The sequence below is a fragment of the Rheinheimera soli genome (genome assembly GCF_021290985.1).
Lineage (GTDB): Bacteria > Pseudomonadota > Gammaproteobacteria > Enterobacterales > Alteromonadaceae > Pararheinheimera > Pararheinheimera soli.
In genome coordinates this window covers 1-25908 of sequence record NZ_JAJOYU010000023.1, presented here as the reverse complement: position 1 = coordinate 25908, position 25908 = coordinate 1, and the positions used below count along the sequence as shown (strand labels likewise).

Annotated in this window: 18 protein-coding genes; 10 read left to right on the top strand and 8 right to left on the bottom strand. The window is 47.0% G+C overall.

Annotation, left to right across the window (positions count from 1 at the left end):
• Positions 1–307 precede the first annotated feature (307 nt).
• Positions 308–961 carry a TetR family transcriptional repressor PsrA gene (gene psrA, locus LSG37_RS15100; protein ID WP_008898770.1) on the top strand — a complete coding sequence of 218 codons (654 nt, stop codon included), beginning with the start codon at positions 308–310 and terminating at the stop codon, positions 959–961.
• Between the two features lie 22 nt (positions 962–983).
• Positions 984–3281 carry an acyl-CoA dehydrogenase gene (locus tag LSG37_RS15095; RefSeq protein WP_233080682.1) on the top strand — a complete coding sequence of 766 codons (2298 nt, stop codon included), beginning with the start codon at positions 984–986 and terminating at the stop codon, positions 3279–3281.
• A gap of 80 nt (positions 3282–3361) precedes the next feature.
• On the opposite strand, the gene LSG37_RS15090 is transcribed toward LSG37_RS15095, so the two are convergent.
• Positions 3362–4585: an amino acid deaminase gene (locus LSG37_RS15090; RefSeq protein WP_233080681.1), complete on the bottom strand. Its 1224-nt coding sequence runs from the start codon at positions 4583–4585 to the stop codon at positions 3362–3364.
• 186 nt (positions 4586–4771) lie between these two features.
• Here LSG37_RS15090 and LSG37_RS15085 point away from each other — a divergent pair, with 186 nt between their 5' ends.
• Genes LSG37_RS15085 through LSG37_RS15070 form a run of 4 tightly spaced genes read left to right on the top strand, consistent with a single transcriptional unit; the run spans position 4772 to position 9037 of the window.
• Positions 4772–5635 (top strand): MurR/RpiR family transcriptional regulator, encoded by an 864-nt coding sequence (locus tag LSG37_RS15085; protein WP_233080680.1) that lies wholly within the window; start codon positions 4772–4774, stop codon positions 5633–5635.
• A gap of 26 nt (positions 5636–5661) precedes the next feature.
• Positions 5662–6054: a RidA family protein gene (locus LSG37_RS15080; protein WP_233080679.1), complete on the top strand. Its 393-nt coding sequence runs from the start codon at positions 5662–5664 to the stop codon at positions 6052–6054.
• A gap of 1 nt (position 6055) precedes the next feature.
• Positions 6056–7558, top strand: a complete 1503-nt coding sequence (locus LSG37_RS15075; protein WP_233080678.1) for a sodium:solute symporter family protein — start codon at positions 6056–6058, stop codon at positions 7556–7558.
• 24 nt (positions 7559–7582) lie between these two features.
• Positions 7583–9037 carry a M81 family metallopeptidase gene (locus tag LSG37_RS15070; protein WP_233080677.1) on the top strand — a complete coding sequence of 485 codons (1455 nt, stop codon included), beginning with the start codon at positions 7583–7585 and terminating at the stop codon, positions 9035–9037.
• Here the strand turns inward: LSG37_RS15070 and LSG37_RS15065 are convergent.
• The 5 genes from LSG37_RS15065 to LSG37_RS15045 all read right to left on the bottom strand — a co-directional run bounded on the left by LSG37_RS15065 (position 9034) and on the right by LSG37_RS15045 (position 16271).
• Positions 9034–11385: a beta-N-acetylhexosaminidase gene (locus tag LSG37_RS15065; RefSeq protein WP_233080676.1), complete on the bottom strand. Its 2352-nt coding sequence runs from the start codon at positions 11383–11385 to the stop codon at positions 9034–9036. The genes LSG37_RS15070 and LSG37_RS15065 overlap by 4 nt on opposite strands.
• A gap of 338 nt (positions 11386–11723) precedes the next feature.
• Positions 11724–12383, bottom strand: a complete 660-nt coding sequence (locus LSG37_RS15060) for a 3'-5' exonuclease (protein WP_233080675.1) — start codon at positions 12381–12383, stop codon at positions 11724–11726.
• Positions 12384–14204, bottom strand: a complete 1821-nt coding sequence (locus tag LSG37_RS15055) for a putative nucleotidyltransferase substrate binding domain-containing protein (RefSeq protein ID WP_233080674.1) — start codon at positions 14202–14204, stop codon at positions 12384–12386.
• 74 nt (positions 14205–14278) lie between these two features.
• Entirely contained in the window at positions 14279–15994 is a 1716-nt protein-coding gene (locus LSG37_RS15050; RefSeq protein WP_233080673.1) for a sodium:solute symporter family protein, read from the bottom strand.
• 10 nt (positions 15995–16004) lie between these two features.
• Positions 16005–16271, bottom strand: coding sequence for a DUF4212 domain-containing protein (locus LSG37_RS15045; RefSeq protein WP_233080672.1), 267 nt, complete (start codon positions 16269–16271; stop codon positions 16005–16007).
• 141 nt (positions 16272–16412) lie between these two features.
• On the opposite strand from LSG37_RS15045, the gene LSG37_RS15040 reads away from it, so the two are divergent.
• Both LSG37_RS15040 and LSG37_RS15035 read left to right on the top strand, forming a co-directional pair.
• Positions 16413–19988, top strand: coding sequence for a hybrid sensor histidine kinase/response regulator (locus tag LSG37_RS15040; RefSeq protein WP_233080671.1), 3576 nt, complete (start codon positions 16413–16415; stop codon positions 19986–19988).
• A 74-nt stretch (positions 19989–20062) separates the two neighbouring features.
• Positions 20063–21127, top strand: coding sequence for an AI-2E family transporter (locus tag LSG37_RS15035; protein WP_233080670.1), 1065 nt, complete (start codon positions 20063–20065; stop codon positions 21125–21127).
• A gap of 53 nt (positions 21128–21180) precedes the next feature.
• Here the strand turns inward: LSG37_RS15035 and LSG37_RS15030 are convergent, their stop codons facing one another.
• A complete protein-coding gene (locus LSG37_RS15030; protein ID WP_233080669.1) occupies positions 21181–21852 on the bottom strand; it encodes a response regulator transcription factor in 672 nt (223 codons plus the stop codon).
• A gap of 98 nt (positions 21853–21950) precedes the next feature.
• Positions 21951–23900 carry an acetate--CoA ligase gene (gene acs, locus LSG37_RS15025; RefSeq protein ID WP_233080668.1) on the bottom strand — a complete coding sequence of 650 codons (1950 nt, stop codon included), beginning with the start codon at positions 23898–23900 and terminating at the stop codon, positions 21951–21953.
• A gap of 261 nt (positions 23901–24161) precedes the next feature.
• Between acs and LSG37_RS15020 the strand changes: the two genes are divergently transcribed.
• Both LSG37_RS15020 and LSG37_RS15015 read left to right on the top strand, forming a co-directional pair.
• Complete coding sequence (locus LSG37_RS15020; protein ID WP_233080667.1) at positions 24162–25322, top strand: DcaP family trimeric outer membrane transporter; 1161 nt, start codon at positions 24162–24164, stop codon at positions 25320–25322.
• 119 nt (positions 25323–25441) lie between these two features.
• Entirely contained in the window at positions 25442–25726 is a 285-nt protein-coding gene (locus tag LSG37_RS15015) for a DUF6482 family protein (protein ID WP_233080666.1), read from the top strand.
• Positions 25727–25908 lie beyond the last annotated feature (182 nt).

Below are 25908 nucleotides of genomic sequence, written 5' to 3'. Positions count from 1 at the left end.
CAGTAGTAGCTGTTTGGGTTTGCAGCACAACGTTGCATTTTACTCTCCTATTCATTGAGTGGTTTTTGAATGCCTCAAAATTGTCTGATCCTGTCATTGATGTCAAGCGCTTTTTTTAACCAATATGTAAGCAACAGTTTTTGCACCTATAAAGGGCTAAATTTGTAGTGAATATGTTGGGCTCTTGTAATTTTCAGGTGATTTCTGTTGCTCATCTGACCAGATTCGGCTTTTTATCTCTTGCTGGCTTGACAGTGTTTTTTTTCAAACGTACATTTCAAACAAGTGTTTTAATTTAGTCAGGGCTATGGTTAATAAAACAACAACTCAGGACAAAATTCTGGATGCCGCGGAGCAACTTTTTGCCTCTACCGGTTTTGCTGATACCTCACTTCGGCAAATTACCGGTATGGCGCAAGTGAACCTGGCGGCGGTGAATTATCATTTTGGTTCAAAAAAAGAGCTGATCCAGTCGGTATTGCAGCGGTATCTGTCAGTACTGATGCCACGACTGGACCAGGAGTTCAGCCAGTTACTGGCGTGTCAGAAACAAAATGATTTAACAGCAGTACTTTCGGTCTTTATCAAACCTTTGCTGGAGCTAAATAAAGTTCAGCATCACGGTACCCGGATGTTTTTGCAGCTGCTTGGCCGGGGTTATACCGACGTGCAGGGGCATTTGCGTTGGTTTTTTAATCATCACTATGGCCGTACTCTGGATAAATTTGTGTTGCTGGTGCAGCAGGCTTGCCCTGATTTACCAGCCAGTGAAATCTTCTGGCGTTTGCATTTTTCCCTCGGCACTGTGGTATTTACCATGGCATCCAACCAGGCTTTGCAGGAAATTGCAGCGGCAGATTTTAATGAAAATGTAGAAATAGAAGGCGTGATCCACAGGCTTATTCCTTATTTAGCCGCTGGTATTGCGTCACCTTTAACTTTATCCGGTCAAACTCACTAATCTTTTTGGAAAGGACCTTTATATGTCAATTTTGATCCTGCTGCTGGTGGTGTTGATTGTTGTGCTAGGTGTAGCCGACATTCGACGTAACCTTATTACCAAACCAGTCTTTGGTATTTTTAAGAAAATTTTACCGCCACTGTCTGACACTGAACGTGAAGCGATGGAAGCGGGGGATGTATGGTGGGATGGCGACTTGTTTCAAGGTAAGCCGGACTGGAAAAAGCTACATGCTATTCCAAAAGCACAATTGTCTGCACAAGAGCAGGCCTTTATGGACAATGAAGTAGAAACCCTGCTGAAGATGCTGGACGACTACAAAATTGTACAAGAACAACGTGATTTACCGCCTGAGGTTTGGCAATACATCAAGGACAACGGCTTTTTTGCGATGATTATTCCAAAAAGCTACGGTGGCCGTGAATTCTCTGCCATTGCAAACTCCACTATTGTCTCCCGTATTGCCACCCGCAGCTTAACTGCTGCTGTGACTGTGATGGTGCCTAACTCTTTAGGCCCGGGCGAGCTTTTAATGCACTACGGTACTCAAGAGCAAAAGGACCGCTGGTTACCAGGCTTAGCTGCGGGTAAAGAAGTGCCTTGTTTTGCCTTAACAGGCCCGGAAGCTGGCTCTGACGCTGGTGGCATTCCGGATACTGGTGTGATTTGCAAAGGCCAGTTTGAAGGCAAAGAAGTATTGGGTATTCGTCTGAACTGGGATAAGCGTTATATCACGCTGGCACCAGTGGCGACTGTATTAGGTCTGGCTTTTAAGCTGTATGACCCTGAAAACCTGTTAGGCGAAAAAATTGAACTGGGTATCACTTGTGCGCTGATCCCAACCAGTCATGAAGGTGTTGAAATTGGTGATCGTCATTTCCCAATGAATATGGCCTTTATGAATGGTACGACTTACGGTAAAGACGTATTTATTCCTATTGACTGGATCATTGGTGGCCCGGATTACGCGGGTCGCGGCTGGCGTATGCTGGTGGAGTGTTTGTCAGCAGGCCGTGGTATTTCCCTGCCAGCTCTGGCGACAGCCACAGGCCATTTAGCCACCCGTATGACGGGCGCTTACTCTTACGTGCGTCAGCAGTTTGGTATGGCCATTGGTAAGTTTGAAGGGGTGCAGGAAAGCTTGGGCCGTATTGGTGCTTACACTTACAGCTTAGAAGCCATGCGTGTTATGACGGCCGGCGCAATTGATTTAAACCTGAGTCCGTCTGTAGTGACTGCTATCGCCAAGTACCATATGACAGAAATGTCCCGTACTTTGTTAAACGATGCCTTTGATATTCACTCTGGCCGCGCTATTCAGGTGGGACCAAAGAATTATCTGGCGCACGGTTATATGGGCATGCCGGTATCTATTACGGTAGAAGGCGCTAACATTTTAACCCGTAACCTAATGATTTTTGGACAAGGTGCAACCCGTTGCCATCCATATGTACTGCAGGAATTAGAAGCCGCAGCCAATCCAAATGCTGAAGAGGGTTTACAGCAATTCGATAGCTTGCTGATCAAGCATATAGGTTTTGCCTTAGGTAATACCTTCGGCGCGCTATGGCAGGGTTTAACTTTAGGTCGTTTTAACTCAAGCCCTGTGTCTGGTGAGACTGCAAAATACTACAAGCAGTTAAGCCGTATGAGCCGTGCTTTGGCCTTAAGCGCTGACTTCTCTATGTTGATGTTAGGTGGTGATTTAAAACGTAAAGAAATGCTGTCTGCCCGTTTAGGTGATGTGTTAAGCCACTTATATATCGCCTCAGCTGTACTGAAGTTTTATGAAGACAACGGCCGTCAGGTGGCAGACTTACCTTTCGTGCGTTACTCCATCGAACGTAACTTGTTTGAAATTGGTAAAGCCTTTTCGGGCTTCTTCCAGAACTTCCCAAGTGCTGTGGTCGCGCGTTTACTAAAAACTCTGGTATTCCCTTTTGGTATTGGCTACAAAATGCCAGCAGATGCAGTGACACAGGAAATTTCTGATGCGCTGTTAAAACCAGGTGTGATTCGCGACCGCTTAACTCACTTATGTTTTATTGGTGAAGGTGAAGAAGACCCAACAGGTTTAATGGAATCTGCTTTTATTGCAGTGCATGAAGCTCAGCCTATCATGAAGAAGATTTACGCTGCGCAAAAGCAAGGCTCTGTGCCACGTAAAATTCCAATGGAGCAGCTGATCACCAAAGCACTGGAACTGAATGTGATTAACGCAGATGAAGCCAAGGAACTGGTGCGCATGAACGAATTACGTTTCAGCTCGATCAGTGTCGATAGCTTTAAGCCGGGTGTGTTGTCAGATAACGCCATCTAATACCTGTCTTAAAAATAAAGGGGGTCAGCTCCACATTTGCGCAGCAAATTGGCTCTGACCCCGTAATTCTTTCCTCCCTTTTAAAAAAACGTATCCACTTCTTCAAGCAAGTTATAGTTCTCGTCCACCACCCATAAAGTGCGCCATTTATCAAAAGTTAAGCAGGGGTGTGAGGTACTCAGAAGCACAATATCGCCAATCTGTGGTTGAACCCTTTCGTCATAAGACCAAAACGCATGTTGATCCATCACTTTGATGGTTTCGCAATTTTGCAGCTGATCTGTCAGTAACACACCATGCCGGTATAAGGCCGTGGCTTGAGGTAAACCTGCATCAAAAGCCGCGTCTCTTTTACCAAAACCTAAAACTGCAAGGCCAGGCTCTGGCAAGGATTGCACATAAACCGCAAGCTCCAACGCATTTTCTAAATCGTCCCCAAGCGAGCAAGCGAGAGCACTGCGTGCCAGTACCTGCTTTTGCGCTTGCTGATAAATACCCTCGTCGTGACTGATATAACAACCTGGCCGCAGCACTAGTTTGACCCGCTCCGGCAAAGCCGCCGCGCTTAACTCTTCTGCTACCACGTCATACCAGACTGAGCCTGCACCGCTGATTAATTGAGTTGGGTACTGCAGCAGTTGCAGATCTGTGAAATGCTGCATCAGGCTTGCGGCTTGCCTGACCAAATACCTGACACTCTGTTCTGGTTCAGGCCCTTTGACTACACCTTCGTAAAACTCAATTCCTGCCAGTTGAACAGCAGGCAGGCTGTTGATTTGGTGGGCTAACGCCATGACGTCAGTTTCAGTACGGCAACCACAACGTCCGCCGTTTACTCCAAGCTCAATCAACACAGCGATATTCAGCTGCAGTGGCTGGAAAAAATCTGACAGCGCCTGAACCTGATCCTGATGATCAACACAAACATAGACTTCAGTACCGTCTTGCAGCAGCTTTGCTATCAGCGCCATATTGGCTTTACCCACCAATTGATTGGCCAGAATAATATGGCGGGCTCCTGCATCGGCGGCTGTTTGCGCCTGATACGCTGTAGCTACTGTTAAGCCCCACGCACCTGCAGCGAGTTGCTGCTGAAATAACCAGGGCGTCATGCTGGTTTTACCATGAGGGGCCAGCAGTACTTTGCTTCGGTTGGCAAAGCTTTGCATCCAGTTCAGGTTATGCACAATAGCTTGCTGTTTTAGCGCGGCAGCGGGCAGGCAAATATCCTGTTGCAGCAGATTGAGAACCCTTGATTGCGGCAACGGACTGGCTGATTTATGCTTTATACTTTGGTACTTCATAACATTTACCTGTGAGTTATGTTTGTTTTTTACTATACCATCAGGTGTAAATTACTGTAATAGCGCCATATTGATATTTACTTTCGATTTTATTTGGTACAAAGTAACTTCAGTTGATGGCTTGGTGTTACTTTTTCATTTGTTACATAGTAACCTATCTCCAGTATGAGTTTTTAGGATAAGCGTATGAGTTACGAAATAGATGTGTTGTCTCGGATCTCCGAGCGTTTTGTTGAAATGAGTGAGTCGGAACAGCGGGTGGCACAGCTGATCCTGGATAACGTAAAAGCCGCTACAGAAATGAGTATTGCAAAGTTATCTGAGCAGGCTGGGGTTAGTCAGGCCACAGTCACCCGCTTTGCCCGCACTGTAGATTGCAAAGATGTGCGGCAGCTCAAAGTGAAATTAGCTCAGTCTTTGGCCGTAGGACAACGATTTGTCGAGGAAAGCCCGGATCTGGATGGTATTCAGGGTGTGTATGAGGCCATTAAAAACACTCTGGATTTAAGCCGTAAGTTGCTGGTAGAAGCGGACATTAAACTGGCGGTCAATTATTTACAAAACGCCCGGATGATTTTTTGTATTGGTATGGGCGGTGGCTCGTCCATAGGTTCACAAGAGTTGCAATACCGTTTATTCCGCTTTGGCATGCCGGTTTGCAGTTATCAGGATGGTTTATTAACCCGAATGGTTGCTGCAGCAGTGGAGCCAACAGATGTGATGGTGGCTATTTCGCTGACAGGTAACACGGGGGAAATTATTGATTCAGCAGCTATTGCCCGCCAGTACGGCGCCAAAGTGATAGCTATTACTAAGCCCGGCTCTGCGCTGGCTAATAACGCCGACATTGTGCTTGGATTACAAGCGCCGGAAACCGATTTTATCTATAAACCATCAGCCTCACGTTACGCCATGCTGGCCATTATTGATGTGCTGGCCACTGAAGTAGCCAAGCTGAACAAACGTAAATCCCGGGATAAATTACGCCGGGTGAAATTGTCACTCGACAGCAGCCGGGGTGGCGATGAGCGTCAGCCTCTGGGTGATTAACAGCGGGATTAACAGCAGGAGAAAAGATGAGTATTAAGCGATACGGTATCGACGAAAGCACAGGCACAGGAGGCCAGCGCTTACCTTTTGCCAAAGCGGTAGAAGCAGGCGGCTGGTTGTATGTGTCAGGCCAGACTCCTATGCGAGATGGTGAAGTAGTGGAAGGTGGCATAGTGGAGCAATCAAAACTTGCTATCCAAAACTGCATCGACATTATGCACAGTGCAGGTTATGAGCTTGCTGATGTGGTGCATGTCAAAGTCTATCTGACTGATGCGCGTTATTTCAGCAGCTTTAATCAGGTGTTCCGCGAGGTTTTTGCTGATGCCCCCCCGGCACGGGTCTGTGCTGTGACTGATTTAGTGGTCGATTGCAAAGTGGAAGTGGATTTAACCTGTTATCGCAAAGACAGGAGCTGAAATGGACAGCAGATATTTTTTAGCGGGATTTGCTTTGTATCTGCTGATCATGATTGGCATTAGTTATCTGGTGTCGCGTCGCCAACAGAGCAGCGAAGACTTTTTACTGGCTGGGCGCAAAGTCTCGGGTGGCCTGACCTTCGGTACTACTGTCGCCACTATGATTGGCACTGGCACCAGTATGGGCGCAGTGGGTTTTGCTTATACCCATGGCTGGAGTGGCATGTTGTATGGCATAGGCGGGGCTATTGGTATTTTATTGGCCGCCTGGTGGTTTGCGCCGCTGCGACAAATGCGTTTTATGACGATGAGCGAAGAGCTGAGTTATTACGTCGGTGCCAATCTGTGGGTTAAAAATGGCAGCGCTGTGCTGATTTTTCTGGCCTCTTTAGGCTGGTTAGGCGCTCATATTATTGGTGGCGCTTTGTATTTATCCTGGGCCACTGGTATCGAGATGCTGTATGCCAAGTTATTAATTGCAGTGGCTTTTACTCTCTATGTGATGATAGGTGGCTACAAGGCGGTGATCTGGACCGACAGCCTGATGGCGATAGTACTGTTCAGCGGCTTTTTGCTGATGAGTTATTTTGCAGTGGAGGCCGTGGGTGGCCTGGACTCTGTTTGGCAAAGTGTTATTGCTGCTCAGCAAACAGGGCAGATGAAACAAATGGAATTATTACCTGCTATTTCGTTAGCTGCTGTAGTAGCAGTAGGTGTGCTGGCCACGCCTTCTTTCCGGCAACGTATTTATTCAGGACGCAGTGTGCAAAGTGTGCGGCGCTCTTTTGTCTTTGCTGGTTTTTTATATCTGCTTTTTGCTGCGCTGCCAGCTTTGATTGGTATTTCTGCCCGAATGCTGGCGCCTGATTTATCCAATCATCAGTTTGCTTTTACCACAGTCGCTGTGATGACCTTACCCGCAGTCTTTGCCATGCTGGTGCTGCTGGCTGGTTTATCTGCCACTTTATCTTCCGCCAGTTCTGACTCTATTGCCGCAGTTTCTGTATTGATCCGTGATTTATATCAGACGGTCACAGGGCGTATGCCACAAGCAGAATCAGCGATCCTGTATTCCCGTATCGCTGTGATGCTGGTGTCTGTGCTGGCCTTGCTGCTGGCGCTGATGTCGAATGATTTAATTCGTTATATCACAGGCATGATTGCGACTTTAATGTCTGGCATCTTTGTGATTGCGTTGCTTGGACGTTTCTGGTTGCGACTGAGCTGGCAAGGTGCTTTAGCTGCTTTAATTGGAGCTGTGCTTACTTCAGTGGTGATCTTAAACCACCCTTCCTGGCTGGCGTTTTGGGGCAATCCCTGTTTGCCTGCTTTGGCCGTGTCTTTGAGTCTGGCCTTTGTGGTCAGTCTGCTGACTAAGCCATCAGAAATCAGCAGGCAGCAAGCTTTGGATAAGATCACCAGACAGCGGGAAGACCTGTCAGAAGTTTCAGGCTCTGAAAGGACGGAAAAAAGCAGCTCCATTCAATTTTCGCGGCAATCTTAAGTCACCTTAAGTAACAGAGGCTTTATGCGTATTTTTACGGCGTCGCTGGCGACAGAAACCAATACTTTCTCACCTATGTATACCGACTTAGTGAGCTTTTACCAAAGTTTTTATGCACCGCCCGGCCAGCATCCTGTGACACCCACCTTATGCAGCGCTCCTCTGGTTGCGTGCCGCGAATATGCGCAGCAGCATTCTGCTGTGGAGGTGATTGAAGGTACTTGCGCCTGGGCTGAACCCGGGGGATTATTAAACCGCTTGTCGTATGAGCATTTACGCGATGAAATTTTGATGCAACTCGAAGCTGCTATGCCAGTGCAGTTGGTTGTATTGGGTCTGCATGGTGCCATGGTGGCGCAGGGGTATGACGACTGCGAAGGCGATTTCCTAAGTAGAATTCGGGCCATAGTAGGGCCGCAGGCCGTGATTGGTGCAACGCTGGACCCTCATAGTCATCTCACTGATTTACGTTTAGCTTCGGCCGACTTGCTGATCGCCTTTAAAGAGTTTCCTCATCTGGATTTTATGGCCAGAGCCCGCGAACTGGTTTACCTAGCTGTAGCCGCAGCGCGTGGCGACATTAAACCTGTGATGAGCTGTTTTGATTGCCGCATGATTGATGTTTTACCGACCAGTCATGAACCAATGAAATCTTTTATCGAAAAAATTTGCCAGCTTGAACAAGACCACCAGGCCTTATCTATTTCGGTGATCCATGGGTTTATGGCCGGAGATGTGCCGGATATGGGGTCTAAACTGCTGGTGATCACAAATAACGACGCCAAACAGGGCGAGGCTTTGGCCCGGCAGTTAGGGTTAGAGCTGTTTTCCTATCGCGGTCAGACCTTACCGCAATTTTATGATATAGCCACAGCTTTGGATCAAGCTGAGCAACTGCAGGGTACTTTGGTGCTGGCTGATGTCTGGGATAACCCGGGCGGCGGAGTGGCGGGGGACGGAACTTTAATTTTGCACCAAATGATCAAACGTCAGTTGCAGCAAGTAGCAGTAGGGACCATTTGGGATCCGATGGCGGTCAAACTCTGTTTTGCAGCTGGAGAAGGGGCTGAAATTGAACTGCGCTTCGGCGGTAAAAGTTGTGCCACAGCCGGAGCGCCTATAGACAAAACTGTCAGGGTATTGCGCTTAAAGGCCGATGCACAGCAGGAGTTTGCCGACAGCCTGGTGCCTATGGGCGACTGTGCTCTGATCAGCTTTGATGGCATTGAGGTGATCCTCAACAGCAACAGATGTCAGTCCTTTGACCCGAGTTTATTCCGGGCTTTAGGCATTGAACCTAGTCACTACAAACTGTTGCTGATCAAATCCACCAACCATTTTTATCAGGGTTTTGCACCTTTGGCGTCGCATATTATTTATGTCGACGCAGGGGCGCCTTATCCCAGCGACCCGACACGTAATGTCTATAAAAAACTAAGCCGGCCTGTCTGGCCTATTGTTGCTTCACCTTTTGATTAGTTGTGCACTGGTGCTGTTGCCTGAAGCAGAGTCGTGATGGCTCTGTGCAGCGCTATAATCATCTCCTGCTGTATAGCGGCTGCAGCTTCTGTTTGTTGTGTTATTTGCTGACGCTCAGCCACAGATAGCGGCTGATGGGCTGCAATGCTGTTTGAGATATCTAAGCCAGCCTGGCACAACTCTGCGATTTGATGAAACAAAGGGGTAGCTGCTATCTTTGGTGTTTTTGCAAGACGTTGTGCGGCCTGCTGCCAGTGGCGAAGCTTAGTGTGCAGCTGGCTGAGTTGTTGTGGTTTCTTCTGCACAAGCCACAACTCAAGATCCTGTTCAAACTGGCGCAAGGCCTGGTGCTCTGCGGGCAAAAAATCCACCAGTTGATTAAGCGGAGCCTGCTGATGGTAAAGCCCGGCTACTGATTTTTCATGCAGGCGGTGGTAATAATGCGCAGGCTCGAGAGTTTCAGCCAGAGTCAGCAAATCGGCCAGATGGGATGCGGGTACCAGCTGCTTAAAACCCTGAATTTGTTGTTGCTGGCTTTGTAAACCGATAAAGTCCTGCGCCCATAACTGCACCAGTTCCATGCGCTGATAAAAGTCCTGCTCATCGTTACGGCTTTTTGGCGACCACAGCCGTTCAGCGACTGCGAAACCGTTAGGCCATAAACGAATATCTATAAGTTCAGGCGTGATCAATTCGCCCCATAAAGCGATTTCGCCACCTAAAACCTGTTGTTGTGCTTCTGTGCTTAGTTGTCGATGGGCGTCGAGCGGTAAAGAGCTTTGTTGTGTTGAGGCGATAGCCTGACCCGTCAATTGATAAGGCGCATTCCCTACAACAAACTTACCCTGAACTGTGTCATTCAGCTGCAAACTGGCCTTGACTGGCCCCATCCAGCTATCAAACTGAAAGTTTGTGTGGCCGGCCTTTACTTGCACCGCTTTGGCTTTTATCAACATTTTGCCCGGAAACTGAATAAAAGCCTGCTGTTGGCCTGACTTTAACTGCAGTACATACAAAGAACCACTGACTGGTGAACCTCTTTTGCGTTCAAATTGAAAATTCCAGCCGGACCAGCTTGTGATCTGATCTCGCTCTGGCGCTGAAACCGAGTCAGGCAGGGGATCATTGCGATAATGGTAGGCTGCAGTTTGTGGCTGATCCAGATAAAAGCCTGTCGATAAAATAGCTGGATGGCCTTTTTCGGCGGCCTGAAACAAGGACTCAGTGCCACGCCAGGATTGCACCACAACAGAAGAGGGCAACTGATCATCCAATACTTCATCCCAGCCAATCATGGTTTTACCCAGGCTTTTTAGGATCTGTTCAACGCGGCGGTTAAAATAGGCCTGTAAAGCACCTGCATCCGCCAACTGATGTTGCTGCATAAAAGCTTGCACTTCGTTGTTTTGGTCCCAGCGATCAGAAAGTACTTCATCGCCGCCTATGTGAACGTACGGATCAGGAAATACTTGAGCTAACTCGGTCAGCAATTGTTGTAAAAAGGGATAAACCTGCTCGTTGGACGGATCTAATACCGCAGCATGTACACCCCAGTGAATTTCAGCATCTGTGGGCGCTGGCGCTGTCATCAAGTGTGGATACGCCAGACCCAATGCCGTGGTATGGCCAGGTACATCTATCTCAGGGACCACTCGAATACCTCGTTCTTTGGCATACGACACCAGTTCCTTTAATTCATCCTGAGTGTAATAGCCATCTTTGCCGCCCACTTGCTGCAGCTTGGGAAATACTTTTGATTCAAAGCGCCAGCCCTGATCATCAGTTAAATGCAGATGCAGCACATTAAGTTTGACTGCAGCCATCAGATCCAACTGACGTTTGATATCAGTCAAAGGTAAAAAACGTCTGGCAGGGTCGAGCAATAGTCCCCGCCAGCTAAACCGCGGTTCGTCGTCAATGCGAAGAGCTGGAACAACAGTCCTGTTAGCCTGTTGTTTAATGAGCTGTTGCAGAGTTTGCAGGCCTCGCTTTATACCTGTGGCATGCAGAGCGCTGAGCCGAATTTGATTGTTGCTGACCTCTAATTGATAGGTTTCCATCTGCCTTGCTGTGGCTGTTGTTGTTGCATTTAGTTGGATCAGCAGTTGCGCCTTGTCGTTTTTGGTGAAGTCTAAGCGCGTTTTAACATGGCTTTGCTGGATAAATCGCTTCACTGCAGTTTTTAGCTCCGGCTGCCCGGTGGGGAGTTGTACCTTGAGTTGATCGGTAAACACAAACTCACCCTGTTGTAGTTCCAGTTGTTTTGGATAAGGCAATAAAGGCAGTGGTTGAGCCCAGACAGGGCTTAGCCATAAAAACGCAAGGCAGAGGCAATACAAAATACGCATAAGTGCAGACTGTTTTTGTTACTTGGTAACATATTAATAAGCAATTAATAGATGCTTGTCTAGGATTTGATTCTATATCAAGCTGTTTTTTCGCCAAATAATGTTTACTTTTTGTTTTTCATGGTACAAAGTAACATTGTGCTTGGTTGTTTTGTTGTGGTTTTTATGTGTCCTGAGCAAAATGGAGCTTTGCTCTGTGGCCAGTTGTCAGAAAATCCACAGCTTTAAGAGTAACAAGTGCAACCGGGTGATTAGTTTTTAATCCCACCAGAGCAGAGTGCAGCCTGATCTGGATCCTGAAATTCTAATCACCCGTCCTTTTCCTGCTTCTGCGCGAGTTAGCGACTTTGCTGAAAAAGCTCCGCCAGGGTACAGGAAGCGCCTCTGGTTTTTAGCTGCGCCAGTAATAACTGCGCACAGCCAAAGGCATCGGATAAGGCATGATGTTCCGTCACTTCAGGCAGTTGGTAACGAGCCAGACAGGCCGGCAAACTCAATGAATTTTGTGCGACAGGCCCACCTTTAAGCTGCATTTTATACAGCTCCAGCTTTAAAGTATCGACTGCTTTAAACGCAGGGGCACGACCAAAGCTGTTCTGACAGCTATGCTTTAAAAAATTCAGCTCTAAAGCGCTGTGATGCGATACCAGTACAGAACCTTTGAGTTCCTGCAACAGCAAGCTTAATAACTCCTCCAGCTCTATTCCTTGTTGCACCTGACTGTTATGAAGACCATGGATGACAGCACTTTGCCCGACAGAAGCCGGGCTTTTCACCAGTTGATACACAGCCGAATTTAACTGAATTCTACAGTCTGAAATCCTGACCCAACCAGCGCTGACGATATGATGTTTTTTTGCATCCAGGCCAGTGGTTTCAAAATCCAATACCAGGAAACTCGCTTTACTGGCCAGGCATTGTTTATCAATACTGTGCTCGTGTTCAAAGTCCAGTACCCTTTGATGCACTGCAGCAGGTTTTCTCAGCCAGTTCCACATTTACAGTTCCCGGCAAAAACGTTGTCTGAGCACTTGCTGCTCGTCAATGATCACAGCAAATGCGTCTTTTAATTGATGGCGCTGCAGCAGGTTTAATTGAGATGGGTCCAGTAAATTAGATAAATGCCGGCCGCGTTTCAGATCCTCCGCCTGCAACTGCCAGCGTAAATGCGCCAATACATCAAAAGCACCCTGCAAATTTTGTTGCTGGCGCTGAGTCAGTACCGCCTGTTGCTGCAATAAAGCTAAACGTTCTCTGGTATTGACTGCATGGATGCCCGCAGATAGGGCATAGACCCGAACCAAATCGGTGATCAGGCTGATACCGCGTTTTTTTAAATCCAGACCTTTACGTTGTCTGCCATCCTGCTCTAATAAAAAGTGTTTAAAAAAGCCAAGAGGAGGCTGGCGCTCCGTCGCGTTTTTCGCCAGATGATATAAAAACAATTCATTATTTTTACAACGCGCCAATACGTCTTGCTGCAGCACATTAAACAAGGCTTTACTGCCATAAATAAGCCGCATATCAAAAAAGATACTGCTGCTTAACAGCGCCTGGGGGGCCGGGGTATTGAGCCATTTGGCAAAACGATTCGACCAGCCTTTGAGGCTTAACCGTAATTCTGGATTGGACGCCATAATGTGGCCATCACAAAGCGCCTGACCTGAAGAGGCCAGGCCGTTGCAGACTATATCTGCAAGAGCTGAAAAGTAGTCGGCCACAGCACCGCTGGGCTCTTTTTCAAGCAGCAGCGCATTGTCCTGATCGGCGCTGGGCAACATATCCCGTCTGGCCTGAGAACCAAAGCCTAACCAACTGTAAACACAAGGGGCTGGCCCCAGTTGTTGTTCTGCAATCTGCAGCCAGCTTTGCGCTAAGGCATCCATAATGCTGGTCAGCACACTGCTGACTTCATAAGAAGGGATCTGCTGCTCTGCCAGTTGCATGGCCAGTTGGTGCACCTGAGGAGTAATGGCATTCAGACCTTCAGCCTGATGCTGACGATGAATATGGCTGATCAGATAAACAGGGTGTTCCTGCTGACTGCGAATTAAATCTGTGGTGGTTAACACCCCTATAGCTTTGCCATCCTGCTCTACAGGTAAATGGTGAATGTTGTATTGGCTCATTTGCTGAATAGCTTCAAAGGCAAAACGGTCGGTTTCGATACTTTGGGGCGTTTTGGTCATCACTTCGCTGACAGTCGTTGAGGCTGGTAAACTTTTTGCCAGCACTCTGCTGCGTAAATCGCGGTCGGTCAGAATGCCGACCAGCTTTTCGTCCTGCTCAATCAACAGGCAGGACACCCGTTGCTCTGTCATCAGAAGCGCGGCTTGTTGCACTGTATTGCTGCTGGCAATAGACACTTTGCGTCGGGTCACTAAGTCTGCGACTTTTAAAGTAGAGGTACTTTGCTGTTTATTGCTTTGGTACAAATGCAAGCGACGACTAAATAAGCGCTGGAAAAACAAATCAAAATTTTTGTACTGATGGCGTAATTTATCAAAACTTTCCTGGGGTAAAAAATACACCAGTCCATCTTCTTCACAAAGGATAGTATCGGGGTCAGCGAGGCCTGTCAGCAGTAATTGGTAGCCATAAAAATCGCCACACTGTAAATGGGTAAGACGTTGTTGTTCTGTATTTAATGCAAATAAACCGGAACGGATCAGAAGCAATTGAGGTTCTGGCAGCAGTTGCTCGCCAGAGGCAAGATAGACCACGCTAAGATCCCTGCTGACCGCCTCCAGTACATGAAGGGCTAAATCGTCAAAAGGGGGAGTCTGCTTTAGAAAAGACACTACTTCCTGAACCTGCATACAACCTTCCTGCTTTGTCAAAAAGACAAGGCGTGTTGCCACGCCTTGTCAGGGTCTTTGTTTTCTAGGTTAACTTAGTGAGACTGAGCTTCACCTGCACCTTTTGGAAAACGGATTTGTTCAACAATATCCTGTACATCCTGCGGTACTTCTTTGGTGAATTTGCTGACGGCGTAGGCCACCACAAAGTTCACTGCCATACCTACGGTACCTATGCCCTCAGGAGAGATACCAAACAGCCAGTTTTCAGGTTTGTTTTCAGCAAATGGGGTGATGAAAATACCTTTGAAGTACAGGATATAACCCACAGTGAAAATGATACCTGCCAACATACCGGCGATAGCACCTTCCTTATTCATTTTCTTGTAGAAGATACCAAGAATAATGGCAGGGAAGAAACTCGCCGCAGCTAAGCCGAAGGCAAAAGCCACCACCTCCGCAACAAAGCCTGGTGGGTTAATACCCAGGTAACCTGCAATCACTATAGCGACAGCTGCTGCGCCCCGGGCTGCTAATAGTTCTTGCTTGTCGGTGATATTTGGCATCAGATTTCGTTTCAGTAAATCGTGCGAAATCGAGGTCGAGATCACCAGTAATAAACCTGCTGCCGTAGATAATGCTGCTGCAATACCACCAGCGGCGACCAATGCAATTACCCAATCAGGTAACTGAGCAATTTCCGGGTTTGCCAACACCATGATGTCACGGTCAATAGTCATTTCGTTGCGCTCATCACCTGAGTAGAACATACGACCATCGCCATTTTTATCTTCGTGTTTAATCAGACCGGTTTTTTCCCAGTTTTTGATCCAGGTTGGAGCTTCAGCCACTAAGGTACCCTGAGCATCAGGACCATTGATGGTATCAATCATGTTGTAGCGGGCAAATGCACCTATAGCAGGAGCAGTTGTGTACAAAATACTGATGAAAATCAATGCCCAACCTGCAGAGATACGAGCATCTTTTACCCGTGGCACTGTGAAGAAACGCACAATAACGTGAGGTAAACCTGCTGTACCTACCATTAAGGCTGCGGTAATAGCAAAGATGTCTGCAGTGGATTTTGTCCCTTCAGTGTAAGCGGCAAAACCTAGCTCAGCTGAGAGCCCGTCCAGTCGTTCAAGCAAGTGTAGCCCTGAACCATCCAGTAAGGTGGCACCTAAACCTGTTTGTGGTAATACATGACCTGTGATCATGATGGAGATGAAGACTGCTGGCACCATGTAGGCAAATATCAGTACACAATACTGAGCAACCTGAGTGTAGGTAATACCTTTCATACCGCCTAATACAGCGTAGAAAAATACCACGGCCATACCGATGATAACGCCTGTCGTGATATCTACTTCCAGGAAGCGGGAGAACACCACACCTACACCACGCATCTGACCCGCCACATAAGTGAAGGAGATTAAAATGGCGCAAATAACAGCGACTGTGCGTGCCGTTTGAGAGTAATAACGATCACCGATAAAGTCAGGTACAGTAAATTTACCGAACTTACGCAGGTAGGGAGCTAAACATAAAGCCAGCAGTACATAACCACCAGTCCAGCCCATCAGGTAGACAGAACCGTCGTACCCCATAAAAGAAATTAAACCGGCCATAGAGATAAATGACGCGGCAGACATCCAGTCAGCTGCAGTTGCCATACCGTTCGCTAAAGGCGATACACCGCCACCAGCGACATAGAACTCCTGAGTTGAACCTGCACGAGCCCAAATGGCGATGCCGATGTACAACGCAAAGGTTGCCCCGACCACTATATAAGTTAAAGTCTGTAAGTCCATCATCTACCCCTTAGTCTTCGTGGACATCGTATTTACGATCAAGAGCATTCATCTTGATGACGTAAATAAAAATCAGCAGAACGAAGGTGTAGATAGAGCCTTGTTGCGCGAACCAGAATCCGAGCTTAAAGCCAAAAAACTGCACCATATTCAGTTGGTCTACAAATAAAATCCCGGCTGCGAAGGATACTGCAAACCAGACCGCCAGCAGTTTGAGCATCAGCGAGACGTTCTCCCGCCAATAGGCTTTGGCTAATTCATTGCTTTGAAATGCCATCGTTGTCTTCCTCTTGTTGTTTTTTGTGGTTGTTATAGAAATTCTGTTGACTAGCATGCTTAATCTAGCAGCAGGTGTGGGAAGTGATAGCCCGACTTTAGTCGAACCTCAAAAGCCAGATCATTGACTTTCTGCAGCTTTATGCCAAAAGTAACGTCAGAAATCAGAGGGGAGTATGCTTTGTCAGCCTGGATAGTCGCTTTATTGGCCTTGATGTATGTAGGTTTGCTGTTTTTCATTGCAAACTGGGGCGAACGCCATGCTGGCGATCAACTACTACGAAAGTATGGTGGGCTGCTGTATAGCCTTGCATTGGCTGTGTATTGTACTTCCTGGACCTACTATGGCGCGGTAGGTACAGCGGTGACTCAGGGCTGGGATTATATTCCAATTTATCTGGGCCCCATTCTGGTGTTTCTGCTCGCTCAACCATTTTTGTTTAAGCTGTTGTATGTGGCAAAAAAACAAAACGTGGCCTCAATTACTGACTTTATCAGTGCCCGTTATGGCAAACGTAAAAATATTGCTTTAGTGACGGCTTTATTATGCCTGGTTGTGGTGATCCCCTATATTGCCTTGCAATTAAAAGCAGTTGCCAGTTCCTACCAGGTACTGCTGGGGCATGATTTATCTGATCAATCCTTACCTTGGTGGCAGGACACGGCCTGGTTTAGTGCTATGGCAATGACAGTCTTTGCAATTTTGTTTGGCACCCGCAAAGTTCAGTTGACAGAGCAAAACCGTGGTGTGATGGTGGCTATTGCCTTTGAATCTGTGGTGAAGTTATTTGCTCTGCTCTGTCTGGCACTGATGGCGTATTGGCTGTTGTTACCCGACAACGTTGGAGTCAGTCAGTTTGTTGATCATGCCAGTCACCTGCAAAACAGTGCTGAACATAATAGTTGGTTTTCCTTTGCCATAAAAACTGTGCTGGCGATGACAGCTATCTTTTTACTTCCGCGCCAGTTTCATGTCGCTTTTGTCGAAAATGTTGATCACCGGCATTTACGCCATGCCAAACGCTGGTACAGCAGCTATTTGTTGTTAGTCACACTGGTGGTGATCCCTATTGCTCTGGCAGGTATGCATTTATTTCCCGGGCAGGAGCATCTGGCTGATAGTTTTGTGTTGTTGATCCCGGAAAAATCTGGTTGGCACACCTTAAGTGTGTTGGTGTTTATTGGTGGTTTTTCCGCTGCAACTTCGATGATTATTATCTCTACTCTGGCATTGAGTACCATGATTAGTAATGACGTGGTGATGCCTACTATTTTACGTCGTCCTGGCCATGGTCAACGCATTAAAGATTACAGCGGTCTGATCTTACTGGTGCGTCGCACCATGATTATTGCTGTGATGTTGCTGTCTTATGGCTATTACGCTTTGTTTGCCCGTAATTATGAATTGGCAGAAACAGGATTATTAGCCTTTGCTTTGGCTATTCAGCTGGCTCCAGCTGTCGTCGGTGGTTTGTATTGGCGTCACGGCAATGCGTTTGGTGTTTATGCCGGTGTGGCTGTTGGCTTTGCCTTGTGGTTTTTCTGTCTGATGGTGCCACAGTTGGCTGCGGTAGGAGTGCTTGAGCAGACAGTATTGCAACAAGGCTTATTTGGTATTGAGGCTTTAAAACCAACATCGTTGTTTGGTTTGCAGCTGGATACCTTAAGCCATGGTGTGATCTGGTCTTTGGGACTAAATCTGATTTGTTACCTGTTGTTTTCCTTACTGGTTAAAGTGAATTTAAAAGACCGTCTGCAAGCTGCCGCTTTTGTAAAACCTACTTTGCCATTAGAGCACAAGGAATTACCGGTCAGACGAGCTCGGGTTCGCAGAGCCGATATCACTATGCTGCTGGAACGTTTTATCGGTGCTCAACGCTGCAGTGAGGCTATGGCGGAATTTCAGCGCCGTTTTCCTGATCTTGATTTAACAGACAGTATTGCAGGACCGGAACTTATTGCTTTTGTTGAGCGCGAGCTTGCAGGCGTGATAGGTGCAGCTTCAGCTTTGGCTGTAGTCAGTGCTGCAACTGAAGGCAGGCAGTTGGAACTGGAAGATGTGGTTACCTTGTTTGACGATACCACTCAGGCTATTCAGTTCTCCCGCAAAATTTTGTTTTCAACCCTGGAGCATTTAAGTCAGGGCGTCAGTGTGGTAGATCGGGATTTGAAACTGGTGGCCTGGAACAAAGCCTATCTGCAAATGTTTGACTACCCTGATGGCATGATCCGTATTGGCCGTCCTGTGGCCGATATAGTACGTTTTAATGCGGAGCGGGGGCTTTTTGGTGAAGGTGCTCCAGAAGAGCATGTCGCCAAACGTATAGCCCATATGCAAAATGGAACTTCCCATGTATTTCAGCGGGTCAGGCCTGATGGCACTGTGATAGAGATGCGGGGTAACCCCATACCTGGTGGTGGTTTTGTCACCAGCTTTACTGATATTACTGAGCATGTCAGGGCCGTACAGCAGCTGGCGGAAGCCAAACAACATTTGGAACAGCGGGTACAGGAGCGGACGCAGCGTATCAGTGAAATGAATCAGGAACTGGTGGAGGAGGTGACTCGACGCAGCGCGACTGAGTTGCAGTTATTGCAGGCCAAAGCTGAGGCGGAGGCTGCCAATGTATCAAAAACGCGCTTCCTGGCTTTAGCCAGCCACGATATTTTGCAACCTCTCAATGCCGCCAGGCTTTTTACTGCAGCTTTGCAGGATCAAACGGCAGAAACAACTCAGCAAAAAATTATTCATCAGTTAGACAATTCGCTCAAAGCCACTGAAGAGTTGATCGCAACCTTGCTGGATATTGCCCGACTGGATGATGGTCGTTTACAACCGAAAACTCAGGTTGTGGCGCTGAACAGTATCTTACAACCGCTGACAGATGAGTTCAGTTGGCTGGCTGAGCAGAAACAATTAAAACTTCGTACTCATTTTGGCGAATGGCAAGTGCAAAGTGATGCCACTTATCTGCGGCGTATTCTGCAGAACATCTTAAGTAATGCGATTAAATACACACCATCTGGCCAGGTTCTGGTGTCTTGTCGCAAAAGAGGATTGCACCTGTTATTACAAATCTGGGATACGGGACCTGGCGTGGCAGAACATGAACTCAAGCGTATTTTTGAGGATTTTTACCGGGTAGACAGCACGGCCAGAGGGCAGCAGGGCGTGGGGCTTGGTCTTGCTGTTGTGCAGCGAATGACTAAATTATTAGGACACAAACTTGAGGTTCGGTCAGTGGTGGGGAAAGGCACTGTCTTTAGCCTGTATTTACCTTTGGCATCTGAGCAGGCAATAACAGAAGACAAAGCTGTAGCTGAATCTCCAAACTCTGTATTACCTCAATGGCAGGTACTTTGTGTGGATGATGACAGTTCTAATCTTGCCGCCCTAAGGGTGTTGTTGGAGCAATGGCAATTAGGAGAGGTCAAGAGTTATGTACATGCAGAACAATTGTTAGATGAAGCCCCGGCTTTAGCTAAACCAGACTTGCTGATTATGGACTTTCAGTTAGGCCAGGGGCTGAATGGTTTAGAGTTATATCAGCAGTTACAGCACTACTGGGGCAAGGTGCCTGGCATCTTGGTATCAGCTGCGCCTGAGCCTGATTTAGCATCACGTGCAAAAGCAGCGGGTTTACTGTTTTTAGCTAAACCTATTAAACCTGCAGCATTGCGGGCTGGTATTAATCATTTAAAAAATCAACGTTCGTAATACAGTCTCTAGGTGCTTTGCCGTCTTTGTGATTAAATGAGTCGAAGAGAATAAAAACAGCAATGGAGCGCTTTATGCTGGCTAAGTTAGAAGAACGGGTTTTTTTAGTGATGTTGGTCATTGTGACCCTGATTTTTGGTTTGGTGCTGGAACCTTTTTGGGGAAGTATTTTTTGGGCCTGTGCTATGACGGTTATCTTTTATCCGGTCCATACCAAGATTTTGCGTTTGATGGGAGATAAACCCAACAGGGCAGCTCTGTTGACTCTGCTGCTTTGCATGCTGGTTGTGATCCTGCCTGTACTGGCTATTGGTGCTGCTTTTATTCAGGAAGGGGTGGCTTTTTATGACAAAATCGAAAGTGGTGAAATTAATCCGGATGGTTTTATTGAAGCAATACGGCAAGCTTTTCCAGTAGTCACTGAGTTTTTAAGCCGCTTTGGTATTCAAACCGATGGTTTGCGTGAAAAAATGTCATCCGGTGCAGTGGAGGCCAGTCGCTTGTTGGCAAAAGAGGCATTGGCTATTGGGCAAAATACCTTCGGTTTTATCCTGAGTTTATGTCTGATGTTGTACTTGAGCTTTTTCTTACTACGTGAAGGCCCACGCTTAGTTGAGTTACTGGTCAAGGCTTTGCCTTTAGGTGATGAGCGCGAACGCATACTTTTCGCTAAATTTGCTGAAGTAACCCGTGCCACAGTGAAAGGTAACCTGGTAGTTGCCATAGTGCAGGGGGCTTTAGGTGGCTTTATTTTCTGGTTATTAGGTTTGCCTGCACCTATTTTGTGGGGCGTGGTGATGGCATTTTTGTCTTTATTGCCTGCTGTAGGTGCTGCTTTGGTCTGGTTGCCAGTTTCTTTGTATTGGTATGCCACAGGCGACTGGGTGATTGCTACTATTCTGGTGGCCTATGGAGCTTTAGTCATTGGTCTGGCTGACAATATATTGCGACCTATTCTGGTTGGGCGTGATACTAAACTGCCTGACTATTTAGTGCTGTTTTCCACTTTAGGTGGTATTACCCTGATGGGGATTAATGGCTTTGTATTGGGGCCTATGGTGGCTGCGCTGTTTTTAGTATTCTGGCAGATTTTCATCGATGAGTTCCAACTGCCGAACCAAAGCAACAAGCCTGAATAATCAGGCCTGTTGCGTTCGGTTTTTATTCTTATAAAACTGGTGTTGTTCTGAGGTTACAGAGCGACCAGCGTCTTGTCAGCAGGTGCTTCCAGTTGCAGACGCTGGGCTTGGATCACCACTTGTGTTCTGTTGGTGACACCAAGCTTACGGAATATGGCGGTGATATGTGCTTTCACTGTCGCTTCAGAAATATGTAAATCATAAGCAATCTGTTTATTCAGCCAGCCTTCGGTTAAATAAAACAATACTTTATATTGTTGAGGGGTTAGTTCTGCCACCTTAGCGGCCAGGTCCAAATCGGGCTGATGTTGCTGCTGATTCATCACCTGACCACGAATAGCGGGTGGCACCCAGAGTTCTCCGTCAATCACCGCGTTTAATGCTTTGCCAATTTCTGCAGGATGGGACGATTTTGGAATAAAAGCAGAAGCACCAAAAGCCATCACGCGCTTGATCACATCTACATCGTCACTGGCTGAAATCACGACTATAGGCAGAGTTGGATACTGCTTGCGCAGTTGTATCAAGCCTAAAAAGCCGCAGTTGCCAGGCATATGTAAATCCAGTAGTAACAAGTCCGCGTCAGGATGCTCCAGCAGTGCTTCGCAGGTGGCCTCAAAACTATCTGTTTCTATGGTGGCTTTGGTCACAAAGGTATTGCTGATCGCATGGATCAGTGCATTTCGAAACAATGGGTGGTCATCTGCGACAATTAACTTTGCCATATAAAACTCCTAACCCAGCCTGTGCTAAAAAACACAGGCTGGGTTCAGCTAAAGTGTTGTTGCTATTAATTAAACATTAGCAACTTATTGTCAACAGATTAGCGGTTTAATCTGTTTTGGATCAAGTGTTCCACTACAGACGGATCGGCTAAAGTAGAGATGTCGCCTAACTGATCGTATTCATTGGCAGCAATTTTACGCAGAATTCGGCGCATAATTTTACCAGAGCGGGTTTTCGGCAAACTCGGCGTCCACTGGATAATATCTGGTGCAGCAATAGGGGATATCTCACGACGTACCCAATCACGCACTGCTTTGGTCAGCTCGTCACTGGGTTCTACACCAACACGAGGTGCAACAAATACATAAATCCCCTGACCTTTAATGTCGTGTGGATAACCCACTACAGCAGCCTCAGCTATAGCATCATGAGCAACCAGACAGCTTTCTATTTCAGCTGTACCTAAACGGTGACCAGAGATATTTAACACGTCATCAACACGGCCTGTCAGCCAGTAATAACCATCTTCATCACGTTTAGCGCCATCGCCGGTAAAGTACATGCCTTTATAAGTGCTGAAGTAAGTCTGTTCAAAACGTTCATGATCGCCAAACACGGTGCGCATTTGACCTGGCCAGCTATCCAGGATCACCAGGTTGCCTTCTGCAACGCCCTCAACTAATTCACCTTCGTTAGTCACAATGGCTGGTTTGACTCCAAAAAATGGCCGTGTCGCAGAACCTGGTTTTAAATCTGTAGCCCCTGGCAGAGGGGTAATTAAAATACCGCCCGTTTCGGTTTGCCACCAGGTGTCGACAATAGGGCAGTTGCCTTTGCCATAACTGGCGTGGTACCAGCTCCATGCTTCCGGATTAATAGGCTCACCCACACTGCCTAATATAGATAGCGAAGATAAATCAGCGCCGTCTACAGCCACAGTGCCGTGTGCCATTAAAGCGCGAATGGCAGTAGGTGCTGTATAAAGGATATTCACTTTGTATTTATCAACCACCTGCGCAATACGTTTCACGCTTGGGTAAGTGGGGACACCTTCAAATAAAACACTGGTCGCACCATTAGCCAGTGGCCCATAGACGATATAAGTGTGTCCTGTCACCCAGCCAATATCGGCGGCACACCAATAAATATCATCTTCTTTATAGTCGAACACATACTGATGTGTCATCGAAGCCCAGACCATATAACCACCAGTGGTATGCAACACCCCTTTAGGTTTGCCGGTTGAGCCTGAGGTATAAAGAATAAACAGCGGATCTTCAGCATTCATGACTTCAGGTTCACACTGCTTCGGCTCTTTTGCCAGAATTTCGTGATACCACAAGTCGCGACCCTGATGGAAATCGATATTTTCACCGACATGCTTGACGACTATCACATGCTTAGCGGGGTTCGCATCACCTAAATGTGCTAAAGCCTGATCTGTATTGTCTTTTAAATAAGTTAAACGGCTGCCACGAGCGGCCTGATCAGAAGTGATGACCAGTTTGGAATCACAGTCCTGAATACGGCTCCCTAAAGCGTCTGGAGAAAAGCCAGCAAAAACTACGGAGTGAACAGCACCAATGCGGGCACAAGCGAGCAATGACGCAACGGCAGCTGGGATCATCGGCAGGTAAATTGTCACCCGATCGCCTTTGCCCACACCTAAAGTTCGCATGGCGTTAGCAAGCTGGCAAACTTCGTCGCACAGCTCCTGATAAGTAACTGCTTTTTGCACTCCAGGCTCATCACCTTCCCAATAGTAAGCCACATGATTGGCTTTTTCTGGCAGATGACGGTCCAGACAGTTGTAGCTTGCGTTCAAAGTACCGTCACTAAACCAGTTCACATGTACATTACCTAGATCAAAGCTGGTGTCTTTTACCTTGGTAAAAGGTGTAAACCAACTGATCCGCTTGCCATGTTTAGCCCAAAATTGGTCCGGTTGATTCACCGACTCGTCATACATCGCCAGATACTGCTCGTTAGTCACCAAAGTATTTGCTTTGGTGTGCTCTGGTACCGGATAAAGCTGGGCGTGACTCATTTTAATATTCCCCTGTCTTGTAGGCTCGGTGGCTTAGTTCAATAGCAACAACCACCTGTTATGGCTGTACTTGTTCTACCTTTTTTGAGGTGCTAACGACATTAGACCTTAGTCTAGACAACTCTGCTGTTGCCGTCAGCGACATCACTGAATAAAAAACAATCTGCGACTAAAGGCTAATTGTCGCTTTGACAAAAGCAAACCAAAGTTGAATCGTGGTACAGACAATAACAACATTTTAACTTGGACCAGGAGAAAACAATGCTGACGAAAAAACCTCTTGCCAGCTTAGTGGCATTATCTTTCAGCGCACTTAGCAGCCAGGCCTTTGCAGCGGTGACCTTTGGGGATACTGAGCTGACCTATGGTGGTTATATTAAATTAGATACGATGTGGACAGACACATCAGATGGACAAATAGCGACAGGAGTAGGCCGTGATTTTTATGTGCCAGGCGTTATTCCGGTCGGTGGTGTAGGAGAGTCTGCAACTTTTGACGCCCATGCCCGCCAATCCCGTTTCTTCTTAAAGACAGCAACTACCCTTGATAACGGTAAGAAGATTAACGGCACCCTCGAGTTCGATATGATGTCTACTTATCCCATAGGTGATGCGCGCATCAGTAATGGTTATGCGCCTGAGCTTCGACATGCGTTCTTGACTTATGACAACTGGTTGATGGGACAAACCTGGTCCACCTTTATGGACTTGGCTTCTTTGCCTGACAGCTTAGACTTTATCGGTAATACAGACGGAGCTATATTTGCCCGTCAAGCTCAGGTTCGTTACACCAACGGCGGCTGGCAGGTTGCTTTGGAAAATCCTGAAACGACAGTGACGCCAAATACCGGTGGTGCCCGTATAGTAACTGATGATAATTCAGTGCCAGACGTAGTCGTTAAATACCATCATGCAGCGAGTTGGGGTTCTGTGGCTGTGGCCGTAATGGCACGCCAATTGTCTATTGAATCTGCTGGTCTGGATGACAGCACCAATGGTTATGCAATGTCATTGTCAGGTAAATACAATATCTCAGCCACGGACGATCTTCGTTTCACCATTAATAGTGGCGAAGGTTTAGGACGTTATATAGGGTTAAACACCAGTAACGATGCTGTGCTTGATGCCGCAGGCAAACTCGATGCGATTAAAGTCACAGGTTATGCTTTAGCTTATAAACATGCCTGGGCCGATAAATGGCGTTCAAGTTTGATTTATTCAGCTCAGCATATTGATAACGATGAATTATTAACTGGTTTAGCTGTAACAGATAACACCAGCAGCTATGCCGTCAATCTTATTTACCAGGCTGCCAGTAAGCTAATGTTTGGCGTAGAGCTGCGACACGCCACCCGTGAGATCCTTTCAGGAGATGAAGGTGATTTAAATCGAGTGCAGTTTAGTGCTAAATACGACTTCTGATTGATCTCAAACCAAACAAACTGGCGACTTTAGGCGCCAGTTTGTATTTTCAAATCAGTACATCCAAAACTCGGTCCGCTGCGTAAAAAAATTGTCTGAAATAATTCGGAGAGTTTTCTATGCACAGACTCGAACATTTAAACCGCCAGGATGTGGTGATTCATGAGCTGGTGATCTATTCAGTGGAAATGGGCATCTACCTGGCTCAGGTTAACTACGATGACAGAGTTGGCTTTCTGGTGGATGCAGATAACAGACCACAGCGTTTTTTAAGCGTCGAACAAGTAAAGCAGTCTTTGGCTGAAGCAACAATCAAAAAGGCCTGGTTACAGCATCAATCTGCGTACGATGAAATGATTGGTGGGCCTGAAAAGGTCGATAACAGCCTGCGTATTCCAGTTTAAAGGTAAAAAAAGTCTCTTTTTTGCCCGTTTTGCTTTTTTTCTGAGCGAACGATCACGGATATCATCAAATTGTCATTTTAGGGGTTGTGTGGGATTTAAAACTCCCTATAATGCGCGCCATGCCAACGGGGTAGTGCGAAAGCAGCTCTGGGGTGATTTGAACCTGACGTGAAAAATGATGG

What these genes read in the sequence shown, in the direction of transcription:
- LSG37_RS15090 (WP_233080681.1), bottom strand. Translation starts at nt 4,585, where the DNA reads ATGAAGTACCAAAGTATAAAGCATAAATCAGCCAGTCCGTTGCCGCAA.
- LSG37_RS15085 (WP_233080680.1), top strand. Translation starts at nt 4,772, where the DNA reads ATGAGTTACGAAATAGATGTGTTGTCTCGGATCTCCGAGCGTTTTGTT.
- LSG37_RS15015 (WP_233080666.1), top strand. Translation starts at nt 25,442, where the DNA reads ATGCACAGACTCGAACATTTAAACCGCCAGGATGTGGTGATTCATGAG.
- LSG37_RS15050 (WP_233080673.1), bottom strand. Translation starts at nt 15,994, where the DNA reads ATGGACTTACAGACTTTAACTTATATAGTGGTCGGGGCAACCTTTGCG.
- LSG37_RS15070 (WP_233080677.1), top strand. Translation starts at nt 7,583, where the DNA reads ATGCGTATTTTTACGGCGTCGCTGGCGACAGAAACCAATACTTTCTCA.
- psrA (WP_008898770.1), top strand. Translation starts at nt 308, where the DNA reads ATGGTTAATAAAACAACAACTCAGGACAAAATTCTGGATGCCGCGGAG.
- LSG37_RS15035 (WP_233080670.1), top strand. Translation starts at nt 20,063, where the DNA reads ATGCTGGCTAAGTTAGAAGAACGGGTTTTTTTAGTGATGTTGGTCATT.
- LSG37_RS15080 (WP_233080679.1), top strand. Translation starts at nt 5,662, where the DNA reads ATGAGTATTAAGCGATACGGTATCGACGAAAGCACAGGCACAGGAGGC.
- LSG37_RS15020 (WP_233080667.1), top strand. Translation starts at nt 24,162, where the DNA reads ATGCTGACGAAAAAACCTCTTGCCAGCTTAGTGGCATTATCTTTCAGC.
- LSG37_RS15045 (WP_233080672.1), bottom strand. Translation starts at nt 16,271, where the DNA reads ATGGCATTTCAAAGCAATGAATTAGCCAAAGCCTATTGGCGGGAGAAC.
- LSG37_RS15065 (WP_233080676.1), bottom strand. Translation starts at nt 11,385, where the DNA reads ATGCGTATTTTGTATTGCCTCTGCCTTGCGTTTTTATGGCTAAGCCCT.
- LSG37_RS15095 (WP_233080682.1), top strand. Translation starts at nt 984, where the DNA reads ATGTCAATTTTGATCCTGCTGCTGGTGGTGTTGATTGTTGTGCTAGGT.
- acs (WP_233080668.1), bottom strand. Translation starts at nt 23,900, where the DNA reads ATGAGTCACGCCCAGCTTTATCCGGTACCAGAGCACACCAAAGCAAAT.
- LSG37_RS15055 (WP_233080674.1), bottom strand. Translation starts at nt 14,204, where the DNA reads ATGCAGGTTCAGGAAGTAGTGTCTTTTCTAAAGCAGACTCCCCCTTTT.
- LSG37_RS15040 (WP_233080671.1), top strand. Translation starts at nt 16,413, where the DNA reads ATGCCAAAAGTAACGTCAGAAATCAGAGGGGAGTATGCTTTGTCAGCC.
- LSG37_RS15030 (WP_233080669.1), bottom strand. Translation starts at nt 21,852, where the DNA reads ATGGCAAAGTTAATTGTCGCAGATGACCACCCATTGTTTCGAAATGCA.
- LSG37_RS15075 (WP_233080678.1), top strand. Translation starts at nt 6,056, where the DNA reads ATGGACAGCAGATATTTTTTAGCGGGATTTGCTTTGTATCTGCTGATC.
- LSG37_RS15060 (WP_233080675.1), bottom strand. Translation starts at nt 12,383, where the DNA reads ATGTGGAACTGGCTGAGAAAACCTGCTGCAGTGCATCAAAGGGTACTG.